Here is a 20,327-nt window from a genome sequence, read left to right on the forward strand (position 1 = left end):
AGACCAGTCAAACCAGTCGAAATTCCCCGTCCCAAACCGAAATCCGGAACCAATCAGCATCGCAGCCAATCAAAGAAATCCAGAGCGAAAGTCACCGTCGCCAGCAGCGCCGCCGCCCTCGTTCTGTGAAGCGGCTTATAAGGCCCCTAGCCCAAACAAGTCAACAAGCCTTTTTCAAAAAATCGCAGTTTCTGGCAACCGACTGATTTTGATAGGGAATTTCCAGAAGGCTCATTTGAGTGCCGGAAACACACCCTGTTGGCGCAGGCTTGCGGCAAGCATCCTCCTCTATATAGGACTGCAAAAGCATGAGACGAGGCCGTCTGCCCTCACATTTTCACAATCAGGTGGTCTCAAGGGCAGCGTGAACGTCGTGGCCGGTCCATTCGGGTCCGCTCATTTGACTCCCATATGTAAACTATGCACTTTTCCGGCCACCCAAATGCCCCCTGGGCCTGGTTGACCCGATCAGCTGAAAGGATGCGGACGCCTTTGCCATGGTGACTGAGAAGATGATGATCCGCTCGTTCGGCAACGAGCCAGCCCTTCTCGCCGATGGCAGACGTGCGCCCGACCGCCGCGAAGTTTCGCTGCGCTGGCTATCCGGCACCTTTCTGACCGGTATAACCTCGAGCGTATTGATGGGCGTGGCGCTGTTTGCCGCCCTCGACGGCCGCCAGCAGCTGGCGATCCCCGCCGAGGCCTATGCCAGCATTGCCGGCACCGCCAATCCCGACGCCGACGTCACCCGTGGCGGCCGCCTGATCGCGCCCGCCATTGCCGCCAAGCCGTCCGATCGCAAGATCATGGAAGTCTCGACCGTCGTGCATGAAGGCGACAAGGAAGTGGTGCGTCGTCAGCCCTTCGCGCGCGTTAAGATGACGCTTGCCGCCAATCACGTCGCCACCGAGGACTACCCGGCCTTCAACCCTCTCTCGATCTTCTCGGCCGACGAGCCCGAACCGCAGCCGGGCGTGCGCACCGGCCAGATCTACGGCTCCGACGTCGAATCCGAAGTCAGCCTGAAGACCGAGGCCTATCCGGCATCGGCTTCCAATCTGAAGATCGCCGCCGGCATGTCGCTCGACGAGATCGAGGAGAACGTCCGCTCCAACGGCTCGGTGCTGACAGACGGCACCTCGCAGGTCGCCGCCCTCTATTATGTCGACCCGCAGCGCTTCTCGACAGACGACAACGATGTCGACCTGGCATCTGGCCTGACCGCGCGCGTGCTCGAGCAGAACATGACGGTGTCGGCGCCGGAATCCATCACGCCGCAGACCGAGGAATTCGCCGACGATATCGTGCCGGTCCGCCAGGATACGCCGATCGTCAAGGCGATGATGGACCAGGGCTATCCGGAGCCGCAGGCAAAGGGGCTTTCCACCTATCTGTCGCCATTGTTTGGCTCGGAGAACCTCTCGAAGGGCGATGTGCTGCGCATCGGCATCCTGCAGAAGGGCGAGCAGGCGAAAATCATCCGCGCCAGCGTCTATCGCGGTTCCCGGCACGTCGTCACGGTCGCGCTCGACGACACCGACCATTACGTCGCCGGCAGCGAGCCGCCGAAGCTCGATGCGATCGCCACCGCCTTCGACGACAGCGCCATGACCGCACCGTCGAACCAGAATCTTCCCCGCGTCTATGACGGCATTTATCGCGCCGCCCTCTCCTATGGCATGACCAAGGACATGACGGCGCTGATCATCAAGCTTCTCGCCAGCAGCGTCGACTTCCAGGCCGAGCTGCGCCCGACCGATACGCTCGAGGCCTTCTTCTCGGTGGCCGATGCCAGCGGCCAGGCGACGGATCAGTCCGAACTGCTCTATGTCAACGCCCGCTTCGGCGATACCCAGACGCGCTTCTACCGCTTCCAGGATCCGGAAGACGGCTCGATCGATTATTTCGATCAGGACGGCAAGAGCATTCGCCAGTTCCTGCTGCGCAACCCCGTCCCGAACGGAATCTTCCGCTCCGGCTTCGGCATGCGCCGCCATCCGATCCTGGGCTTTGCCCGCATGCACACCGGCGTCGACTGGGCAGCCCCGCGCGGCACGGCGATCATCGCCGTCGGCAACGGCACGGTGGAGAAGGCCGGCTGGGATAGTGGCGGCTACGGCAACCAGACGATCGTGCGCCACGCCAATGGCTATGAATCCTCGTATAACCACCAGAGCGCGATCGCCAAGGGCGTCGTCCCGGGCGCCAAGGTGCGCCAGGGTCAGGTGATCGGCTGGGTCGGCACGACAGGTGAATCGACCGGCCCGCATCTGCATTACGAGATGATCGTCAACGGCACCAAGGTCGACCCGCTGCGTGTGCGTCTGCCGGGTGGCAAGTCGCTCGCGGGTCCGGCGCTTGCGAAGTTCGAGGACGAGCGCAAGCGGATCGATACGCTGCTGGGCAACCAGCCGCCTCCGCAGGTGGCGAGCAAGTAGCGGTTTCGCCTCGGCCTTCCAGAGAGCTGTCTCTAAAGTCCCCTCCCCACCCCCTCCCCACAAGGGGGAGGGGCTAACTCGTGGCATTCGCCTGCCCGATCCTGCCGCCAGCGGCTGTTGAGAGGTTTCTATTCAAGTGGCGAGATCGCGCCCAGCAAGCCCCTCCCCCTTGTGGGGAGGGGTTGGGGAGGGGTCTTCACGAACAAAAACGGCGGCCGAAGCCGCCGTTTCCACTCAATCGCCAATCCGCTTACGCCGCTTCACTGACACCAGCACTTTTCGTGCGAAACAGCAGCCGATCCGTCCCGCCGGTGATCTTCACCGTCGAACCATCCGGCACCTGCCCGCCGAGGATCTGCTCGGCGAGCGGATCTTGGACGTACTTCTGGATCACCCGCTTCAGCGGCCGCGCGCCGTAGACAGGATCGTAACCCTTGTTGGCGAGCCAATGCGTTGCCTCGTCGTCGAGTTCGATCGTGATCTTGCGCTCGGCCAAGAGCTTCACCAGCCGCTGCAGCTGGATGTCGACGATCGCGCCCATCTCGTCCCGCTTCAGGCGGTGGAAGAGGATGATCTCGTCGATGCGGTTCAGGAACTCCGGCCGGAAGTGGCCGCGCACCATCTCCATCACCTGCTCGCGCACAAGATCGCTGTCGTCGCCGTCCTTCAGCTGCGTCAGATATTCCGCACCGAGGTTCGACGTCATGATGATCATCGTGTTGCGGAAGTCGACGGTGCGGCCCTGACCATCGGTCAGGCGACCATCGTCGAGCACCTGCAGCAGCACGTTGAAGACATCCGGATGCGCCTTTTCGATCTCGTCGAACAGCACGACCTGATAGGGCCGGCGACGCACCGCTTCCGTCAGCGAACCGCCTTCCTCATAGCCGACATAGCCGGGAGGGGCGCCGATCAGCCGGGCCACGGAGTGCTTCTCCATGTATTCCGACATGTCCATACGCACCATCGCCGTCTCGTCGTCGAAGAGGAAGCGGGCCAATGCCTTGGTCAGCTCCGTCTTGCCGACGCCGGTCGGGCCGAGGAAGATGAACGAGCCGAGCGGCCGGTTCGGATCCTGCAGGCCGGCACGCGCACGACGCACCGCCCGCGACACGGCCTGAACCGCATCACCCTGGCCAATCACCGACTTCGCCAACTCGTCTTCCATCCGCAACAGTTTCTCGCGATCGCCCTCAAGCATCTTCTCGACCGGAATCCCGGTCCAGCGGGAGACGACATGCGCGATGTTGTCGGGGGTCACGACCTCCTGCACCATGGCGCTGCGATCATTGTCCTGCGCTTCGGCTTCCGAAAGCTTCTTTTCAAGCTCCGGAATGACGCCGTAGGTCAGCTCGCCGGCGCGCTGGAATTCGCCTTTGCGCTGGGCGATCGCCAGATCGTTGCGCGCATCGTCGAGTTCCTTTTTCAGATCAGCGGCAAGGCCGAGCTTCTGCTTTTCCGCCTGCCAGCGGGCCGTCAGCGCATCGGCGCTTTCTTCCAGATCGGTGAGCTCGGTCTCGAGCCGGACAAGCCGGTCGGCCGAGGCGACATCGGTTTCCTTCTTCAGCGCTTCGCGCTCGATCTTCAGCTGCATGATGCGGCGATCGAGTTCGTCGAGCTCTTCCGGCTTGGAATCGACCTGCATGCGCAGGCGCGCCGCCGCCTCGTCCATCAGGTCAATCGCCTTATCGGGGAGAAAGCGATCGGTGATGTAGCGGTTCGATAACGTGGCGGCCGCCACAAGCGACGAATCCGAGATGCGGACCTTGTGGTGCTGCTCGTATTTCTCTTTCAGGCCGCGCAGGATCGAGATCGTGTCCTCGACCGTCGGCTCTTCGACGACGATCGGCTGGAAACGACGGGCGAGCGCCGGGTCCTTCTCGACATGCTTGCGATATTCGTCGAGCGTAGTCGCGCCGACGCAATGCAGCTCGCCGCGCGCAAGCGCCGGCTTCAGAAGGTTCGAGGCATCCATCGCGCCGTCACCCTTGCCGGCACCGACAAGCGTGTGCATCTCGTCGATGAAGAGGATGATCTCGCCGTTTTCGGCCTGCACCTCGTTGAGCACGCTCTTCAGCCGCTCTTCGAACTCGCCGCGATATTTCGCGCCGGCGATCAAAGCGCCCATGTCGAGCGCCATCAGCTTCTTGTCCTTCAGAGACTCAGGCACGTCGCCATTGACGATGCGCAGCGCCAGACCTTCGGCGATCGCCGTCTTGCCGACGCCGGGCTCACCGATGAGCACGGGGTTGTTCTTGGTACGGCGCGAAAGCACCTGGATGGTGCGGCGGATTTCGTCGTCGCGGCCGATCACCGGATCGAGCCGGCCATCGCGGGCTTCCGCCGTCAGGTCGCGGGCGAATTTCTTCAGCGCGTCGAAGCCCTGTTCGGCATTGGCGCTGTCGGCCGTGCGGCCCTTGCGGATTTCGTTGATGACCTGGTTGAGCGTCACCGCCGTCACGCCGGCATTCTTCAGCGTGATCGCCGTCGACGATTCCATCGCCAGCGCCTGCAGCAGACGCTCGACCGTGACGAAGCTGTCGCCGGCCTTCTTCGATGCCTCTTCGGCGGTCGAGAGAACCTTGGCGAGTGGTGCGGCAAGATAGATCTGGCCGTTGCCGCCGGAGACCTTCGGCAGCTTGGCAAGGGCGGCATCGTTGGCAAGGCGGGCGGCCTTGGCGTCGCCGCCGGCGCGCTCGATCAGAGACGCGGCCATACCCTGGTCGTCGTCGAGCAGCACTTTCAGCACATGCTCGGGCGAGAACTGCTGGTGACCCTGGGCCAGCGCATAGGTCTGCGCCGACTGGATGAAACCGCGCACCCGCTCGGAGTATTTTTCAATATTCATCAATAGACCTCCTTAAATCGCCCTGCCCTCATAAGGCACAGGCCGATGACTGAGATTGAGCTCCCTCAAGAGGCGAGCCATGTCTCTTCGCCGGCGGCAAAAACCGAGGCGAAGAACTTGCTCAGGATATGGTGGGAAGCCGCGAAAGTTTAAAGAGGTGGCGCGCCCAAAAAACCACGCCTGCGAGCAAGCCGCAGCCGGCCGGCGGGCAATCACCGAGGGGCCGAAAACGAGATCGCCCCGCCGGAGGGCTGCTCGGGCGGGGCGGGATCGGATTGTATCGAATGGCGCTTATGCGGCGACCAGATCGTCCGTCTCGTTTTCCTTGAACATCTTGGCGAGGTTCAGGAAGCAGATCATGCCGTTTTCGGACGCGATGATGCCCTCGCAGAAGGCGCGGTCGAAGGATGCGGTGACCTCGGGAACCGGCTGCACCTGATCGGCCGAAATCGTGAGAATGTCGGAGACGCGATCAACCAGCATGCCGATGACCATGTTGTGCACTTCGGCGACGACGATGGCGCTGCGCTCATTGGCGACGGTGCTCTTCATGCCGAGCTTGAAGGCGAGGTCGATGATCGGAATGACCGAGCCGCGCAGGTTCATGACGCCGATGACGTCGGCCGGCGAATGCGGGATCGGCGTCGAAGGCGCCCAGCCGCGGATTTCGCGGATGGTCGTCGTCTTCACGCAGAATTCCTGATCGTGCAGGCGGAAGGCAATGATCTCAAGCGTGTCGCCACTGAAGCTCGGAGAATTGATCGTCGTCATTAAAAATGTCCCAACTGTCGAAAGCCAGGGCAGAAGCAACAACGCCACCATTGGCGTCGATGCACTTTGCCTTCAAGCCGCCAGTTCTCTGAATATGAAGAGTACCGTTACGGTTACTGAGGACTGTAAAGAAAGAGTGTTTCCCAAATCTAAACCGACCGGCAGGATTTTTCGCCCGGTGAGTGGGGGAATGCAGCGGAAGGGATGCGTTGAACGGATCCCGGACCCGTTCAACGCAGCTAAGTCTCAGACGATCGTCTTCTCGATCTGCTCTACCGCCCACTCGACCTGGTCCTTGGTGATGACAAGCGGTGGCGCCAAGCGGATGGTGTTTTCGTGGGTGTCCTTGGCAAGAAGGCCGAGATCCTTCAGCGCGTAGCAATATTGCCGCGCGCCGCCGGCTTCCGGCACCAGCTCGATCGCCATCATCAGCCCGCGACCGCGCACCTCTTTCACGATGTTCGAGCGGATCGACCGCAGCCCCTCGAGGAAGTAGTTCCCCATGCGCTCGGCATTGCCGATCATGTCTTCTTCCGTCAGCACCTTCAGTGCCGCGCGCGCCACGGCGCAGGCAAGCGGATTGCCGCCGAAGGTCGAGCCGTGCTGGCCGGGCTTAAGCACGCCGAGCACCTCGGAGTTCGAAAGCACGGCGGACACAGGATAGAAGCCGCCCGACAGCGCCTTGCCGATCAGCGTCACGTCCGCCTCGATACCCTCATGCTCCTCGGCCAGCAGCTTGCCGGTGCGTCCAAGCCCGGTCTGGATCTCGTCGAGGATGAGCGTGACCTTGTTGTCGGTGCAGAGCTGGCGCACCGTCTTGAAATAGCCCGGCTGCGGGATGATGACGCCCGCTTCGCCCTGGATCGGCTCGATCAGCGCCGCCACCGTGTTCTCGTTGATCGCCGCCGCGAACGCCTCCGCATCACCGAAGGGGACAGTTCGGAAGCCCGGCGTATAGGGGCCGAAGCCTGAGCGCGCATCCGGGTCAGTGGAGAAGCTGATGATGCTGAGCGTCCGTCCATGGAAGTTGTCGGAGCAGACGATGATCTCGGCCTTGCCCTCCGGCACGCCCTTCACCTCATATCCCCATTTGCGCACCGCCTTGATCGCCGTCTCGACAGCCTCGGCGCCGGAGTTCATCGGCAGGATCTTGTGCGATCCGGTCAGTGCCGCGAGCTCCTCGTAGAGATGCGCCAGCTGGTCGTTCCGGAAGGCGCGCGAGGTCAGCGTCAGCTTGCCCGCCTGCTCGACCATTGCGGCGAGGATCTTCGGGTGGCAATGCCCCTGGTTGACGGCCGAATAGGCAGAGAGGCAATCGAGATAGCGCTTGCCATCTGTATCCCAGACATACACCCCCTCGCCGCGCGTCAGGACGACGTCGAGCGGCTTGTAGTTATGGGCGCCCAGGCGCTGCTCGGTATCGATCAATCTGGCTGAACTGCTCATGGTCGTCCCCTTTTGTTATGCGGTTTCTTATGCGGCGCGCGTCGGGCGGTCGAAGATGCGGCGGCCGAACAGGCTGGCCGTCAGCTCGACGAGAACGCGGGCGCTCTTGCCGCGATCGTCGAGGAACGGGTTGAGCTCGACCAGATCGAGAGAGGAGACGAGCCCGCTGTCGCAGAGCATCTCCATGAACAGATGCGCCTCGCGGAAGGTCGCTCCCCCGGGCACCGTCGTGCCGACACCCGGTGCAACGTCAGGATCGAGGAAATCGACATCGAGGCTGACATGAAACAGCGCATTCGCCGCTTCGACCTTGGAGAGAATGTCGCGCATGATCGCCGCGACCCCCTGCTCGTCGATCGAACGCATGTCGAAGACGTTGACGCCGTGTTCCTTGATCAGCTCGCGCTCCGGCGCATCGACCGAACGAATCCCGACCTGGAAGACATTCTTCGGATCGACCAGCGGCCGGTCGCGCGGCAGGATGTCGGAGAGATCGGCCTGGCCGCAATAATAGGCGACGGGCATGCCGTGAATATTACCCGAAGGTGACGTCTCCGGCGTGTTGAAATCCGAATGCGCGTCGAGCCAGAGCACGAAAAGCGGCCGCTTCTGCTTGGCCGCATAGCGCGCCATGCCCGATACCGAACCCATCGACAGGCTGTGGTCGCCGCCGAGAATGATCGGGAAACGACCGGCATCGGCGATCTCGTAGACGCCGGCTTCAAGCGCCCGCGTGAACGCGCCGACGGTGCGCAGATTGTGCGCCTTCGGATTGTTCGGCAGGTCGCGGGCCGGCACGATCTGCACGTCTCCGGCGTCGGCGACATCGTGGCCGAGATCGACAAGCGCGCGGTCGACACCGGCGATCCGGAGCGCCGTCGGCCCCATCGCGGCCCCCCTGCGGCCGGAGCCCTCTTCCAAAGGCGCACCGATAAGGGTGACCGATCGCGACTGTGCCTGCATCTTGTTCTCCTGCTCACTGCTTCGGTTGAATATCTGACATCGCCACGGCGACAAAAAGATGAAAAAGTGCCAGTTTCACAGCATGATTTGACAGTTTGCTAAGTCCGACCATACAAAGTGACATCCCGCTCTCACAAAGTAAGACCATGGACGACCTCGATCAGGAACTTCTGAGCGCCCTGCGCCACAACGCCCGCGCACCCGTCTCCTCGCTTGCCGCCATGACCGGCGCCTCACGCGCCACCGTCGCCGCGCGCATCGACAGACTGGTCGCCAACGGCACCATCGCCGCCTTCACCATCCGCACCGGCCACGAGACCCGCGCCGCCGGCGTGCGCGCCATCGTCATGATCGAGGTGCTCGGCAAACTCGCCGACAAGGTCGCCGACCAACTGCGCGGCCTGCCGCAGGTGCGCGCGCTTCACAGCACCAACGGCAAATGGGACTTCATCGCCGAACTCGAAGACCGCGACCTCGTCTCCTTCGACGAAACCCTGCGCCGCATAAGACTGATCGACGGCATCAACACGACTGAGACGAACATATTGCTGAAGACGCGGAAGACCAGCTTTTAAGGAGAGAGAGGCAGAGGCGCCAGCTGTACGCCACTAGTGGTTATTGCCAGCCATCAGCCGGCACACTACTGTGACAACACGTGAGAGTTGAGAGCGGTTACTCGATTGAAACCACCGGCCTGGCAGATCATTCTTTTTACGGCTGCAGTTGGGCCGCCGCTGGGCATGGTTCTGCTGTTTGTGCCCCTGTGGCTGAGAAGCTGGGAGCTTGCCGGATTTCTTCTTGCGATGGGATATGCGTTTGGCCTCGTGCCGTCGATAACGGGAGGCATGTTGTTCTCCATTTTGCGCTATCGCTTTGGATCGGGATTTCGCTGTGCCGGTTTTTGTGGCGGATGCGCCACGGCCGTCTGCGCAGCGTGCGCGGTCGCCTATTCCAAGCAAGGTGCATTTCTCGGGCTCGAAATCCTCTCATCCCCGATCATCTATGTCGCTGGCATTGGCGGCGTCCTTCCGGCCCTCGGCACCCGCCTCTTAGCTCAATACCTTGCGCCAAATGCATTCGCGAACCCTTCGCCATGATCTGCGCAAAGAGCCGACAGCACCCTGGAAAGGCGGCGGCTAGGCGCCAATAGCTTCTCTCATCTGCGTCAGCATGGATGATGTTGCATGCATACGTTTTGCGTTAGCGCTCCCCCCACAGACAACAGCCTGGAAATCACGATCAAGAAAAGAACGAGAAGTAACGACGCAAGCGGGCCGCAGCGCCTCCGATCAGATAAGTGTCAGCCGCTTCGTCCGTTTCCGGTCGACGGTTGACTCACCCAGGGGCGAACAATACCCTGCGAGTTCAGTCGTTAGGCTTGTCCTCAGATGACAGATCCATCTCTTCAGCGGCGTCTTGCCGCCATCGTCGTTGCCGATGTGGTGGGATATTCTCGCCTGATGGAGGCTGATGAAGTCGCGACGGTGGAGAACCTCCGGGCGCTCCGTTCCGGCGTTATCGAGCCGGCAGTGCTGAGCCACAACGGTCGAATCTTCAAGATCGTAGGCGACGGCTTCCTAATCGAATTCGCTAGCGCATTGGATGCGGTCAAGGCAGCGCTGGAAATACAACGGGCCACCACTGCCACCGAGACCCCGGGAGACCGACGTCTGCTTTTACGCGTCGGCGTCAATGTGGGAGATGTCATCGGCGACGGCTCGGACATCCTTGGCGACGGCGTGAACGTCGCCGCGCGCCTTCAGACGCAAGCCGCATCGGGAGGCATCTGCATTTCAGCCGGCGTCCACGGCGAAATCGTCGGCAAGATCAACGAGCGGTTCTTCGATGCAGGCGAGCGCTACCTGAAGAACCTGACCCGGCCGGTCCACGTGTGGCATTGGCCGGATGCGCTGCAGAGCATATTGCAGTTGCCCGAAGGTCCCTCGATCGCCGTCTTGCCATTCACCAATATGAGCGGGGATGAAGCGGACACGCATTTTGTCGACGGCTTGACCGAAGACCTGATTACCGACCTGTCCCGTACGGCTGGCCTGTTCGTCATCGCGCGCAATTCCGTCTACGTTTACAAGGGCAAAGCGGTCGACGTACGGCTGGTCGCCCAGGAACTCGGCGTCCGCTACGTCCTCGAGGGGAGCGCCAGACGCGCGATGGGGCGTGTCCGCATCAATGCGCAATTGTTCGACGCGCTTGGCGGCAAACACCTGTGGGCCGACCGGTTTGACAGGACGGTGGAAGATGTTTTCGAGCTGCAGGACGAAGTCAACGCCAAGATCGTCGAAGCCCTCGTTGGCCGCCTGACCGCCCCGGCGCAACGCAATCGTCCGAAGAACGTCGAGGCATACGATCTGTGTGTCCGCGCCCGCCTCCTGACGGAAGAATCCCCGCAAACGGAGCGTGAGGCACATATGCTGCTCCAGCGCGCCGTTCAGCTCGAGCCGTCATATGCCGAGGCCCTTGGTCTTCTCGCATATAACCGTTGGCTCGCCTGGACTCATTTCGGCGAACCCGAAGACCCCAACCGGGCGATGGCAGTGACGTTGGCGCAGAAAGCGGTCGACCTGGATCCCAACGATGCAGGCTGCCGATACATTCTGGGGACCATCATGGCCTATGAGCGGCGATGGGAGGAATCGGAGGGAGCCTTCGCCAAGGCCCTGGAGTTGGACCCCAACCACGCCGACACCTGGGCTGCCATGTCGGACATGTCCGTGCTTGATGGCAAGGTTGCCGCCGGCCTGGCGCAGATCGAAAAAGCACTGCGGCTCAATCCTTATCCGGCCTGCTGGTATCTTTGTCATCTTGGACAAGCGCAGTACGCCGCGCACGACTATCAGGCAACGAAGGTTACCCTGCGCAGGGAGGAGACCTATCGTACCAACTCACGCAAATTCCTGGCTGCGACGCTCGCACAGTTGGGCGACGATGAGGAAGCGCACCGGGAAGCAGAATTGTTCCTGATCGCCCATCCCCATTTCACGATCGACCATTGGCTGAACTCCCAGCCGCTCCGCGACACAAATGTGGGAGACCATTTCGTCGATGGCTTCCGGAAAGCCGGCCTGCCGGAGAGGTGAAAACGCCGGGGGGCGTCAACGCCCCCACCCTCAATATTCCTTCTCGTACACCACGCCCGCCTCGCCCGCACCATTGGCGCCGGCCGCACCGCGCAGCTTCACGCCGCGCCCGACATCGAGGTTGATGATCGCCTTGGCGCCGTCCTTGGTGTTCTGCTGCAGCTCGATATAGGTGCGCTCGTTGAGATAGCGGCCAACGCCGACATTGGTCTGGCCGTTGGCATCGGTGCTGATATCGAAATCGTCGACGCCCAGCTGGTTGCGCAATCCCTGGAACAGCGAGGTCGAGCGTCCGCCCGCAAGCTGGCTGACGGCATCGGCGAGCTGGGCGATCTGGATCGCCGAGAGCTTCGACATCGACTGCCCGAAGATCAGCTGCGCCAGCACTTCATCCTGCGGCAGCGCCGGCGAGGAGGAGAAGGTGATGGCCGGATCGGTCGCCAGTCCCGCCACATCGACGGTCAGCGTCGTCGTGCCCGAGGTCGACGTCGCCGCCATCTGCAGCGCCGGCGTCAGATCGCCGGCAAAGGTGATCCGACTCTTGTCGGAGAAATCGAGACGGCGGTTGAGGATGGTGAGACGCCCGCGACGCATGGTGAAGCCGCCGGAAACCACAGGCACGGACGCCGTACCCCGAATGGTCACGCTGCCGCCGAGCTCGGCGTCGATCCCGCGCCCGCGCACGAAGATCTGCGAGGGCGCATCGACCTGGATATCGAGATTGAGCGTGCTCGACTTGCCCCTCGCGCCTTCCTGCGTCGTGTCGCGCATCTGCGCGAGAACGGCCTTCGGCGCGTTCTTGTGGCGGATGTCGATCTCGCGCAACGATGTCGGGAGTTTCTCCGGAACGGTGATCGAGGCCTTTTCGAGTGTGAGCTTGCCGTTCAGCGTCGGGTTGGCAAGAAGCGGCCCGCGCAGGCCGATCGTGCCGTCGACCGTGGCGACGACAAGCGTGCCGTCGACATAGACGGCCTTGTTGAGCCTGACGTCGATATTGGCGGGGAAGTTCGCTGCCGGCTGGATACCGACATCGCCGGTCACCGCGATGTTGCCGCCGCTCGCAAGCTGCCCGGTCAGGCGCGAAATCACCGCGCGCTGCCCGTCGAAGCGGATATCGGCGGTCAGGCTGTTGATCTCCAGATTGCGCCGGACGTCGATGACCTTGGCGCCGCTGGTTGCAACCGTCCCGTTGATCACGGGCGCCGACGCGGTGCCGCCGACCTGCAGATTGAAGTTGGCGTTGCCTTCCGCGACGAACCCTTGCGCGGCCAGCTGTGCGCCGAGAACGGCAAACGGCAGGTTTCCGGAAAAGCGCATGTCGAGCGCCCGGTTCCCTGAAATGGCCAGATTGCCGCCGCCCCGCAGCGACAGACCGGCATCGCCGGTAACCGTCGTCTCGATGGTGAGCCGGCCCGAAGCGAGCTTGCCGTTCGCGCCGATCGCCAGCGGCGAGACGCCGGCGCCGCGCGTCTGGCTGGTCGCGGCATTGCGCCAGTCGAGCTTGAAGTCGACATCCGGCATTGGCAGCTTGCCTGACGCCGCGACCGTGCCGGAGATATTGCCCTCGGCGGCCAGCCCCGGAACGAAGGCGTTGGCGAGGCCCGCCGGCAGGTTCGATATGTCGGCCTTCACGGCGAGCGATTGCGCATTGGCGCCCGCGACCACGAAGTTGCCCGCCGCCTTCAGCGCCACGTTGCTGCCGGTCAGATTGGTGGTGAAGTCGAGCTTGTTGTCGGCGAGCTTGCCGTTGGCGTTGGCAGACAGCGAGCCGACGCCCGCGGCCCGCGTCTGCGTCGTCGCCGCGTTCTTCCAATCGAGATTGAAGTCGATGACGGGATTGGCAGGCGTTCCCGATGTCTTTGCCCGGCCCGAAATCGTGCCTTCGGCGCCAAGGCCAGGCACGAAGCCATTGGCAAGGCTCGCCGGCAGATCGGTGATATCGGCGTCGACGGAAAGGCCCTGGATGTTGGCCCCGACCAACGCCGCCGTCCCCTTGGCCTTAAGCAATGTCTTGCTGTTGCTGGCCAGATTGGCGTCGAAATTGATCTTGTTGTCGGCGAACTTGCCCGTCGCATCGAGGCTGAGCGCCGAAAGGTTGGCGCTCTTGGTCTGCCGCGTCGTCGCGTTCGCCCAGTTGAGCTTGAAATCAACGGATGGCAGCGGCAGCGCGCCGGAAACCTTGGCCGTCCCCGAGATCATGCCGCCAGCATCGAGATCGGGCACGAAGCTGCTGACAAGCGCTGCCGGCAGCTTGTTGAGCGTCGCATTGGCCTCGATCGTCGTCGGCTTGGTCCCCTCGATCCCGACCTTGCCGGCCGCCTCGAGCGCCGCGCCGTCCTGACCATCGAGCTTCGTGGTGAAATCGAGCGCCTTGTCCTCAAGTGTCCCCTTCAGCGCCAGCGCCATGGCCGGCAACTTCGCCGCCTTCGTCTGGCTGGTCGCGACATCGGCCCATGCGAGATCGAAGCTGGCCTTCGGCTGCTGCAGCGTGCCGGATGCCGAAGCAGTGCCGGAAATCGTGCCGCTGGCGCCGAGCCCATCGACGAAACCATTGGCAAGCCCAGCCGGAACTCCGCTCAACGTCGCATCGACCTTGAGATCGCCGATCGCCGAACCTTGAAGCTTGAGATTGCCCGCCGCCTTCACCGACATGCCGCCGGTGGCCGAGACGTTGCTGTCGAAAGTGAGCGTATTGTCCGCGAACGTCCCGTTCACCGAAGCGCCGACGCCCGAAAGGCCGGCCGCCTTGATCTGGCTGGTCGAGGCGTTCTTCCAATCCAGCTGGAACTGCGCTGCCGGCATCGGCAGCTTGCCGGATGCGCCGAAGCTGCCCGATATCATGCCCTGTGCGGCAAGATCGGGCGCGAAGGCGTTGGCAAGCGCCGCCGGAATATTGGCAAGCGTGCTGTCCACCTTTAGCGTCTGCGCGTCATTGCCGGTGACGACGAAGCTGCCATCGGCCTTGATCGCAAACCCGCCGCTGCCGCCGGCATTCGCATTGAAATTGAGGATGTTGTTTTCGAGCTTGCCGCTTGCCGTTAGCCCGAGCGAGGAGAGCTTGGCGACCTTGGTCTGGCTGGTGGCCGCGTTCTTCCAGTTCAGCTTGAAATCGAGCGCCGGCGCGGGCAGCTTGCCCGAAGCGGTGACGCTGCCGGTAATGGCGCCTTCGGCATTCAGCCCGGGCACGAAGGCATTGGCCAATCCGGCCGGAATGTTGACGATATCGGCATCGACCTGCAGCGACTGCGCATTTTGTCCAGCAGTGACGAAATTGCCGGCCGCCTTCAGCGAAACGCCGCCCTTGCCGCTCAGATCCGTTTTGAAATCGAGCTTGTTATCGGCGAACTTGCCATCCGCGCCGATCGCCAGCGCCGAAAGCCCGGCGCCCTTCGTCTGGCTGGTCGCGGCGTTCTTCCAGTCGAGCGTGAAATCGGCCACGGGTGCCGCCGACGTACCCGTCACCACGACCTTGCCCGAGATCGCACCCGCGGCATCGAGATCGGGCACGAAGCTGTTGGCAAGGCTTGCCGGCAATTGCTTGACCACAGCATTGATGTCGAGCGCTTGCCCAGCCGAGCCGGTCACGTTGATCGCGCCGTCACCGGTCTTGATCTCGAGACCATCGAGCGTGACCGTACCATCAGTGATCGATAGCTGCGAAGGCGCAGCGAGGTCCACCGCAATGTCATGCGGCTTGGCTGAGAAGCGGTCGAGCTGAACGAGCGTCGTGCCGGCATTGGTTTCGACACCGCCGCCCGCCACCAGCGGGTGGTTGTCGTAATAGCCGTCGAGGCTGAAATTCGTGCGGTTCCCGAGCTGCGTGAAATTCACCGCCAGGCTGTCGATCTTGTTGGTGCCGGATGCGACCTCGTCGGCCTTGATCGCTCCCGTTGCCGCAAATGCCGAGAGATCGGTAACGGTGACATCAACATTGGGGCTGACGATCGCGAAATTGCCCTGCTTCAGGCCACTGCCCGTCGCCGCCACCTTCAGGCCGATCTTGCCGGCATCGTCGGAAATATCGACCGATCCCTTGAGATCGCCCTCGGCCTTCTGGCCGGCCAGCGCCGCGATAAGGCTGAGATCGGGCAGGTCGAACGTCAAAGCGCCCGTCGGCGCGAAGCTTTCGGACAGCGCGACGTGACCCGTCAGGCTGTTGTTGCCGACATTGGCCTTGATCGACGGCAGCGTCGTCTGCCCGCCTTCGGACAACACGTCGGTGCTGATATCGATCGCCTGGCCATCGATCTTGCCGGTCGCCTTCACCTGCGCCTTGGGCGCCTTCGGATCGGCGGTCGCATTGAGCGCGACAGCAAGATCGCTCAGCCCGCGCCCGGCCATATCGATCGCGGGAGCGTTGAGATTGGCCGAAAGCGCCAGCGCCGAGAGATCGCCGCCGGCCTTCAGGCTATAGGTCACGGCACCCGAGGCCGTGTCGAGCAGCGGCTTGATATCGGGCACGCGGCCGGCAAGCGTCGCATCGAGCGTCGTTCCGTCGAGGACGATATTGCCCGTCGCGACGGTGAGGTCCGACTTGATGCTGAGGTTCGACAGATTGATCTTGTCGGGAATGGTGCCCGCCACTTGGCCTTCGATCGTGACAGGCGTCTTGAACCGCGCCGCGACAGCCGGCGGCATTGCCGGCGGCTCGACGGTGAGCTTGGCATTACCGGTGAGCGAATTGTCGGTGAGCTGATACGCACCGTTGAGGCTGGCATTCGCCGATGCGCTTTCAATCGTCGCGCCATTGAAGCCGATCGCGGCCGGCGAAATCTGCAGCGGCAGTACGATCGTCACCGGCCCCTGAACCGCCCTGTTGATATCGGGGTTGGCGAAGGTCATGTCGCCGGCCACAAGGCGGATCTGCACCGCGCCGGAGCGACCGCTGAGATTGAAGTTGTCGCTCTTGGCCGTCAGCTTCACGTTACCGATCGTCGCCTGCGGCAGCACCGCGGTATCGAGCGAAGCGCTGGCATTCAGCCGCGATGCCTTGGCATCCCCCGTCAGCGCCAGATTGACGCCCGTGATCATGAAGCGCGCTTCGCCTTCCGCCAGCGGCCAGCGGAAATCGACCGGCCCGGATGTCCCGAGCAGATTGGCGTTCAGGCTGTTCTTGCTCTTCGGGTCCAGCGTACCGGAGGCGGCGATGACGACGGCGCCAGTCGCCACATTGCCGGTCTGGATATCGATCTTGCCGGCATTGTCGAAATTGGCCGCGAGATCGATGTTCGTCTGCCCGGCAAAGAGCGGCCGGAATGCCGCCGGCATCAGCGAGCTCAGATCGCCGCCGCCCTTGATCTCGACATGATGCAAAGCCTGGTCCGGCGTCAGCGTGTGATGCGCTTCTATCGCGGCGCGCTGCTGGCCATCGAGCGAGGCCTGCAACTTGGCTTTCCAGTCGGAGATCGGGCCATCGCCATTGAGGCTAATCTCGACGGCCGGGTTGTTCGGCAGAGCAAGCACGCCGGCGAGCAACCCGCCCTTCGGTTCGTTGAGCTTGGCCTTGACCGTAAGCTGGCTGTTTTCGGGCAGGAAGGCGACATCGGCCGTCAGCTTGGCATCCGGCACGTCGTGGCGGTGAACCGTGATATTGGCATCGCCGCCCTTCGAATCCGCACGTACGCTGCCATCGGCCGAGAGCGTGAAAGCGCGCCCGATCAGGGGCTGCGACAGGCTGATCTTCGGCAACGAGATCTGATCGATATCTATCTTGATCGGCAGCGAGAACCCGCCGCCTGCCTCCCCTTCCGCGGCCGGCCGCGACGGCAATGTGCGGACCGGCTTACGCAGAACGCGGATGGCATCCGCCTCCAGCCGCGTCGCATGGAAGCGCCCGGTGAAAAGCGCCAGCGGATTCCAGTTGATCGACAGGCCGTCGACATCGGCAAACGTTCCGCGCGTATCCGAAAGTACGATGCGGGTCGCGCCGAGGCCGCCGGTGAGCAGCCCCTGCGGGTCCATCACCCGGATGGTCATGTCGCGGTTGGAGATTGTCGACGTCACCTTGTCGACCAGAATGCGGGCGCCGAAGCCGGTGAAGCCGAAGATGCCGATGGCCACGGCAAGCAGGATGACGAGAACGCCGGCTCCGTAACCGAGCAGTCGTGCAATCCACTTGAAGATGTTCGTCAGCGTAAGCATGGACCCGGAGCTATCCCGTTTTCTGCGCGGCTATCGCAATCTCGCTGCGAGCCTGAACCTCGTTAGAACGACTGACCGATGCCAGCGTAAATGCCGTAATCCGTCCCACCCTCGAACTTGTTGAGGGGAACGGCGAAATCAAGCCGGATCGGCCCGAATGGGGTAGCGTAGCGCAGGCCGATACCGGCACCTGCCCTGATATCCGAAAAATCGGGCGCAACATCGGCGGAGACCACGCCGACATCGATAAACGGCACGATGCCAATCGTGTCGGTGATCTTCACGCGCGTCTCGAAAGACGCGGTCATGAAGGAAGCCCCGCCCGTCGCCTCGTTGGCGGCGTTATAGGGAGAGATTTCCTGATAACCGTAACCACGCACCGATCCGCCACCGCCGGCAAAGAAGCGGCGTGTGGCGGGAATATTCACGAGATCGTCGGCGCCAAGCAGGAACCCGGCCGAAAGCTTGCCGGCCAGCACGATCCGGTCTTCGGCGCCGAGGCCGTAATAACCGGAAACCGATCCCTCGAAAGCGGAGAAGAACGTGCCGTTATAGGCTTCGTAGCTCGGCGTCACCTTGCCCATCAGCCGGTAGCCGGATGTCGGGTCGAGCTTGTTGTCGCGCGCATCGCGATCGAACTGCAGGGGGGCAGCGAAGGTCAGGTAGGTATTGTTCCCGAACGCGTCGTCATCCTTTTCCCAGCTGACTTCGCCCGCACCGGTAAACGTGTCGGTATCGTTGAGTTCGTAGGAATAGCCGAGCGATGCCGTCACCAGCTTGGCGCTATAGGCATCTGGATTTTCGGTCTTGGCAAGAATGCTGGCGATCAGCGTACCCGATGGAACGAAGGCGCCGGGCTTGGTGAAGGTGATGCCCGCCGAGAAATCGAGATCGCCAAGCGCCGTCGCATCCCCGAGGCGGCCGACCGCGCCCTCGACGCGCAGCCCTTCCGCTCCGCCGAACAGATTGCGATGGCCCCAATAGCCATTGACCCCGAAACCGTCGATCGTCGAATACTGCGCGCCGACGCCGAAATAGCGCTGCTTGCCCTCCGACACTTCGATGATCATCGGCAGGCTGCCGTCGCCGGCCAGCTGGTCGCCCTCGTGAATGGTGACACTTGAGAACACGCCGAGCGCCCGCAGCCGCTCGCCGGCCTTCTTCAGCGCCTCCGGAGAGTAACGATCACCTTTGTTGATGCGCGAATAACGCTCGATGAAATCCGACCGCACCGCCTTGGCGCCGGTGACGCCCACCGTTCCGATCGGCGCAACCGGCCCGCCCTCGGCGGCGAGCACGACGTCGACTGTATCGGTCTTGTGGTCGGCCACCACCTTGCGCGTGGTCAGCTTCGCCAGCGGCCGTCCCTCGCTCTTCAACTGCTCGACGATCTTATCGCCGGCCTTGATGATGGTAAGCGACCCGGCCGAAGCACCCGACCCGAGATCGTAATCGGCGGGATTGCGGTTTGCCGCATCGCCGCCGAATTGCACTTCGCGCACATGAAACACCGGCCCGGCCGCAACGCTGACATTGACGGGGACCGGGCGCGAGCGATTGAAAGTGGGGTTCGGCGGCAGGTCGTCGATATTGCGTCCATCCACGGTGATGGTCACGACACCGCCATAGCGCGCCTTTTCATAGAGAGCCGCGATCAGCCGTTCGCGATCGTCGCGCGCCTTGACGACGACACCGAGATCACCCGAAACCGGCTGCTCCTTGTCTCCGACCAGGCGCGAGCTGTTCTCAAGCGCCTCCTTGAGGTCGGGATCATTCGCGTCCGATGTCAGCGTCACCTCATAGCGAACGGGGTCGGGCACCTGGTTGGCGTCCGTATCGTCCTTGCCGAAGAAATTGATCCCGAAAAGCTTGAAGGCGTAAGCATTCGACACGAGTGCCGGTGACAAGGCAGTCGCCACCGCGACCATTGTCACGATGCCTGCTCGCCGATACGCAATACCCGGTTTCGGTGCCTTCCGTCTAATCTGCATCCGCCGCTTTTTGGTTACACTGGATTTAAGCTCTGCGCCCCCCGGCCTGATGCGACCTTAGCGGCAAAATTCATTTTGTTGTACCGTTTTAAACCGCATGATTGCTGATTTAGCGGAAAAAAACGAAAATCCCGGGCCAGAGACCCGGGATTTGAAAGGTTTTGGCGAGGGATCAGCCGCGGCAATCGTCGATATAGCGGCGACCATATTCGTCGCGGTAGTAGCACTGGCCGGGCTGTTCGGACACGCGGCCGATCAGCGCGCCGGACACGCCGCCGACGGCAGCACCCACAGCAGCACCACGAACATTGCCCGTAACCGCGCCGCCAATGATGGCGCCGGATGCCGCACCGATGCCCGCACCCTGTTGCGTCGGCGTGCAGCTTGCAATCGATAGGCCGATAAAGGCGAGCGCAATAATCTTTTTCATCAATAACTCCTGATTGGTCGCCCGAGTGGGCGGTGGCCGTCCCTGATTCCTGTCTTTTTTGTAACCTAGACTGCAAACTATGGCGCAAAAAGGGGCAAGCAACCGCTCCAATCGATTTCAATTGGCCAGCAGCCACGAAAATCGACTGGCAAATCGGTCACCAAGAACCATGCGAAGCACCGCGCGCAGAGCTGCAATGCGCGA

11 protein-coding genes are annotated in these 20,327 nt (G+C 62.6%); 4 read left to right on the plus strand and 7 right to left on the minus strand.

Features of this window, described 5'->3' with window-relative positions:
• Window positions 1-497 precede the first annotated feature (497 nt).
• Window positions 498-2,438, plus strand: coding sequence for a M23 family metallopeptidase (locus tag AC1DOG_RS22625; RefSeq protein WP_477931216.1), 1,941 nt, complete (start codon window positions 498-500; stop codon window positions 2,436-2,438).
• 250 nt (window positions 2,439-2,688) lie between these two features.
• On the opposite strand, the gene clpB is transcribed toward AC1DOG_RS22625, so the two are convergent.
• The 4 genes from clpB to rocF all read right to left on the minus strand — a co-directional run bounded on the left by clpB (window position 2,689) and on the right by rocF (window position 8,466).
• A complete protein-coding gene (gene clpB / locus AC1DOG_RS22630; RefSeq protein ID WP_477931218.1) occupies window positions 2,689-5,286 on the minus strand; it encodes an ATP-dependent chaperone ClpB in 2,598 nt (865 codons plus the stop codon).
• A gap of 291 nt (window positions 5,287-5,577) precedes the next feature.
• Window positions 5,578-6,057 carry a chemotaxis protein CheW gene (locus tag AC1DOG_RS22635; RefSeq protein ID WP_047508497.1) on the minus strand — a complete coding sequence of 160 codons (480 nt, stop codon included), beginning with the start codon at window positions 6,055-6,057 and terminating at the stop codon, window positions 5,578-5,580.
• 246 nt (window positions 6,058-6,303) lie between these two features.
• The gene (gene rocD, locus AC1DOG_RS22640) at window positions 6,304-7,503 is read right to left on the minus strand and encodes an ornithine--oxo-acid transaminase (protein WP_477931220.1); all 1,200 of its coding nucleotides are present in this window, start codon (window positions 7,501-7,503) and stop codon (window positions 6,304-6,306) included.
• Window positions 7,504-7,530: 27 nt separating this feature from the next.
• On the minus strand, window positions 7,531-8,466 hold the full coding sequence (rocF, locus tag AC1DOG_RS22645) for an arginase (protein ID WP_477931222.1): 936 nt from the start codon (window positions 8,464-8,466) through the stop codon (window positions 7,531-7,533).
• 146 nt (window positions 8,467-8,612) lie between these two features.
• Here rocF and AC1DOG_RS22650 point away from each other — a divergent pair, with 146 nt between their 5' ends.
• The 3 genes from AC1DOG_RS22650 to AC1DOG_RS22660 all read left to right on the plus strand — a co-directional run bounded on the left by AC1DOG_RS22650 (window position 8,613) and on the right by AC1DOG_RS22660 (window position 11,561).
• Entirely contained in the window at window positions 8,613-9,041 is a 429-nt protein-coding gene (locus tag AC1DOG_RS22650) for an Lrp/AsnC family transcriptional regulator (protein WP_018901590.1), read from the plus strand.
• 105 nt (window positions 9,042-9,146) lie between these two features.
• Window positions 9,147-9,563, plus strand: coding sequence for a hypothetical protein (locus AC1DOG_RS22655; RefSeq protein ID WP_477931225.1), 417 nt, complete (start codon window positions 9,147-9,149; stop codon window positions 9,561-9,563).
• Window positions 9,564-9,854: 291 nt separating this feature from the next.
• The gene (locus tag AC1DOG_RS22660; RefSeq protein ID WP_477931227.1) at window positions 9,855-11,561 is read left to right on the plus strand and encodes an adenylate/guanylate cyclase domain-containing protein; all 1,707 of its coding nucleotides are present in this window, start codon (window positions 9,855-9,857) and stop codon (window positions 11,559-11,561) included.
• Between the two features lie 30 nt (window positions 11,562-11,591).
• Here AC1DOG_RS22660 and AC1DOG_RS22665 read toward each other — a convergent pair whose 3' ends face one another.
• The 3 genes from AC1DOG_RS22665 to AC1DOG_RS22675 all read right to left on the minus strand — a co-directional run bounded on the left by AC1DOG_RS22665 (window position 11,592) and on the right by AC1DOG_RS22675 (window position 20,123).
• Entirely contained in the window at window positions 11,592-17,702 is a 6,111-nt protein-coding gene (locus AC1DOG_RS22665; protein WP_477931229.1) for a translocation/assembly module TamB domain-containing protein, read from the minus strand.
• A 62-nt stretch (window positions 17,703-17,764) separates the two neighbouring features.
• On the minus strand, window positions 17,765-19,693 hold the full coding sequence (locus AC1DOG_RS22670) for an autotransporter assembly complex protein TamA (protein WP_477931231.1): 1,929 nt from the start codon (window positions 19,691-19,693) through the stop codon (window positions 17,765-17,767).
• A 172-nt stretch (window positions 19,694-19,865) separates the two neighbouring features.
• Complete coding sequence (locus AC1DOG_RS22675) at window positions 19,866-20,123, minus strand: YMGG-like glycine zipper-containing protein (RefSeq protein ID WP_113239255.1); 258 nt, start codon at window positions 20,121-20,123, stop codon at window positions 19,866-19,868.
• Between the last annotated feature and the right edge of the window lie 204 nt (window positions 20,124-20,327).

Source organism: Rhizobium sp. 01N48, from assembly GCF_056399145.1.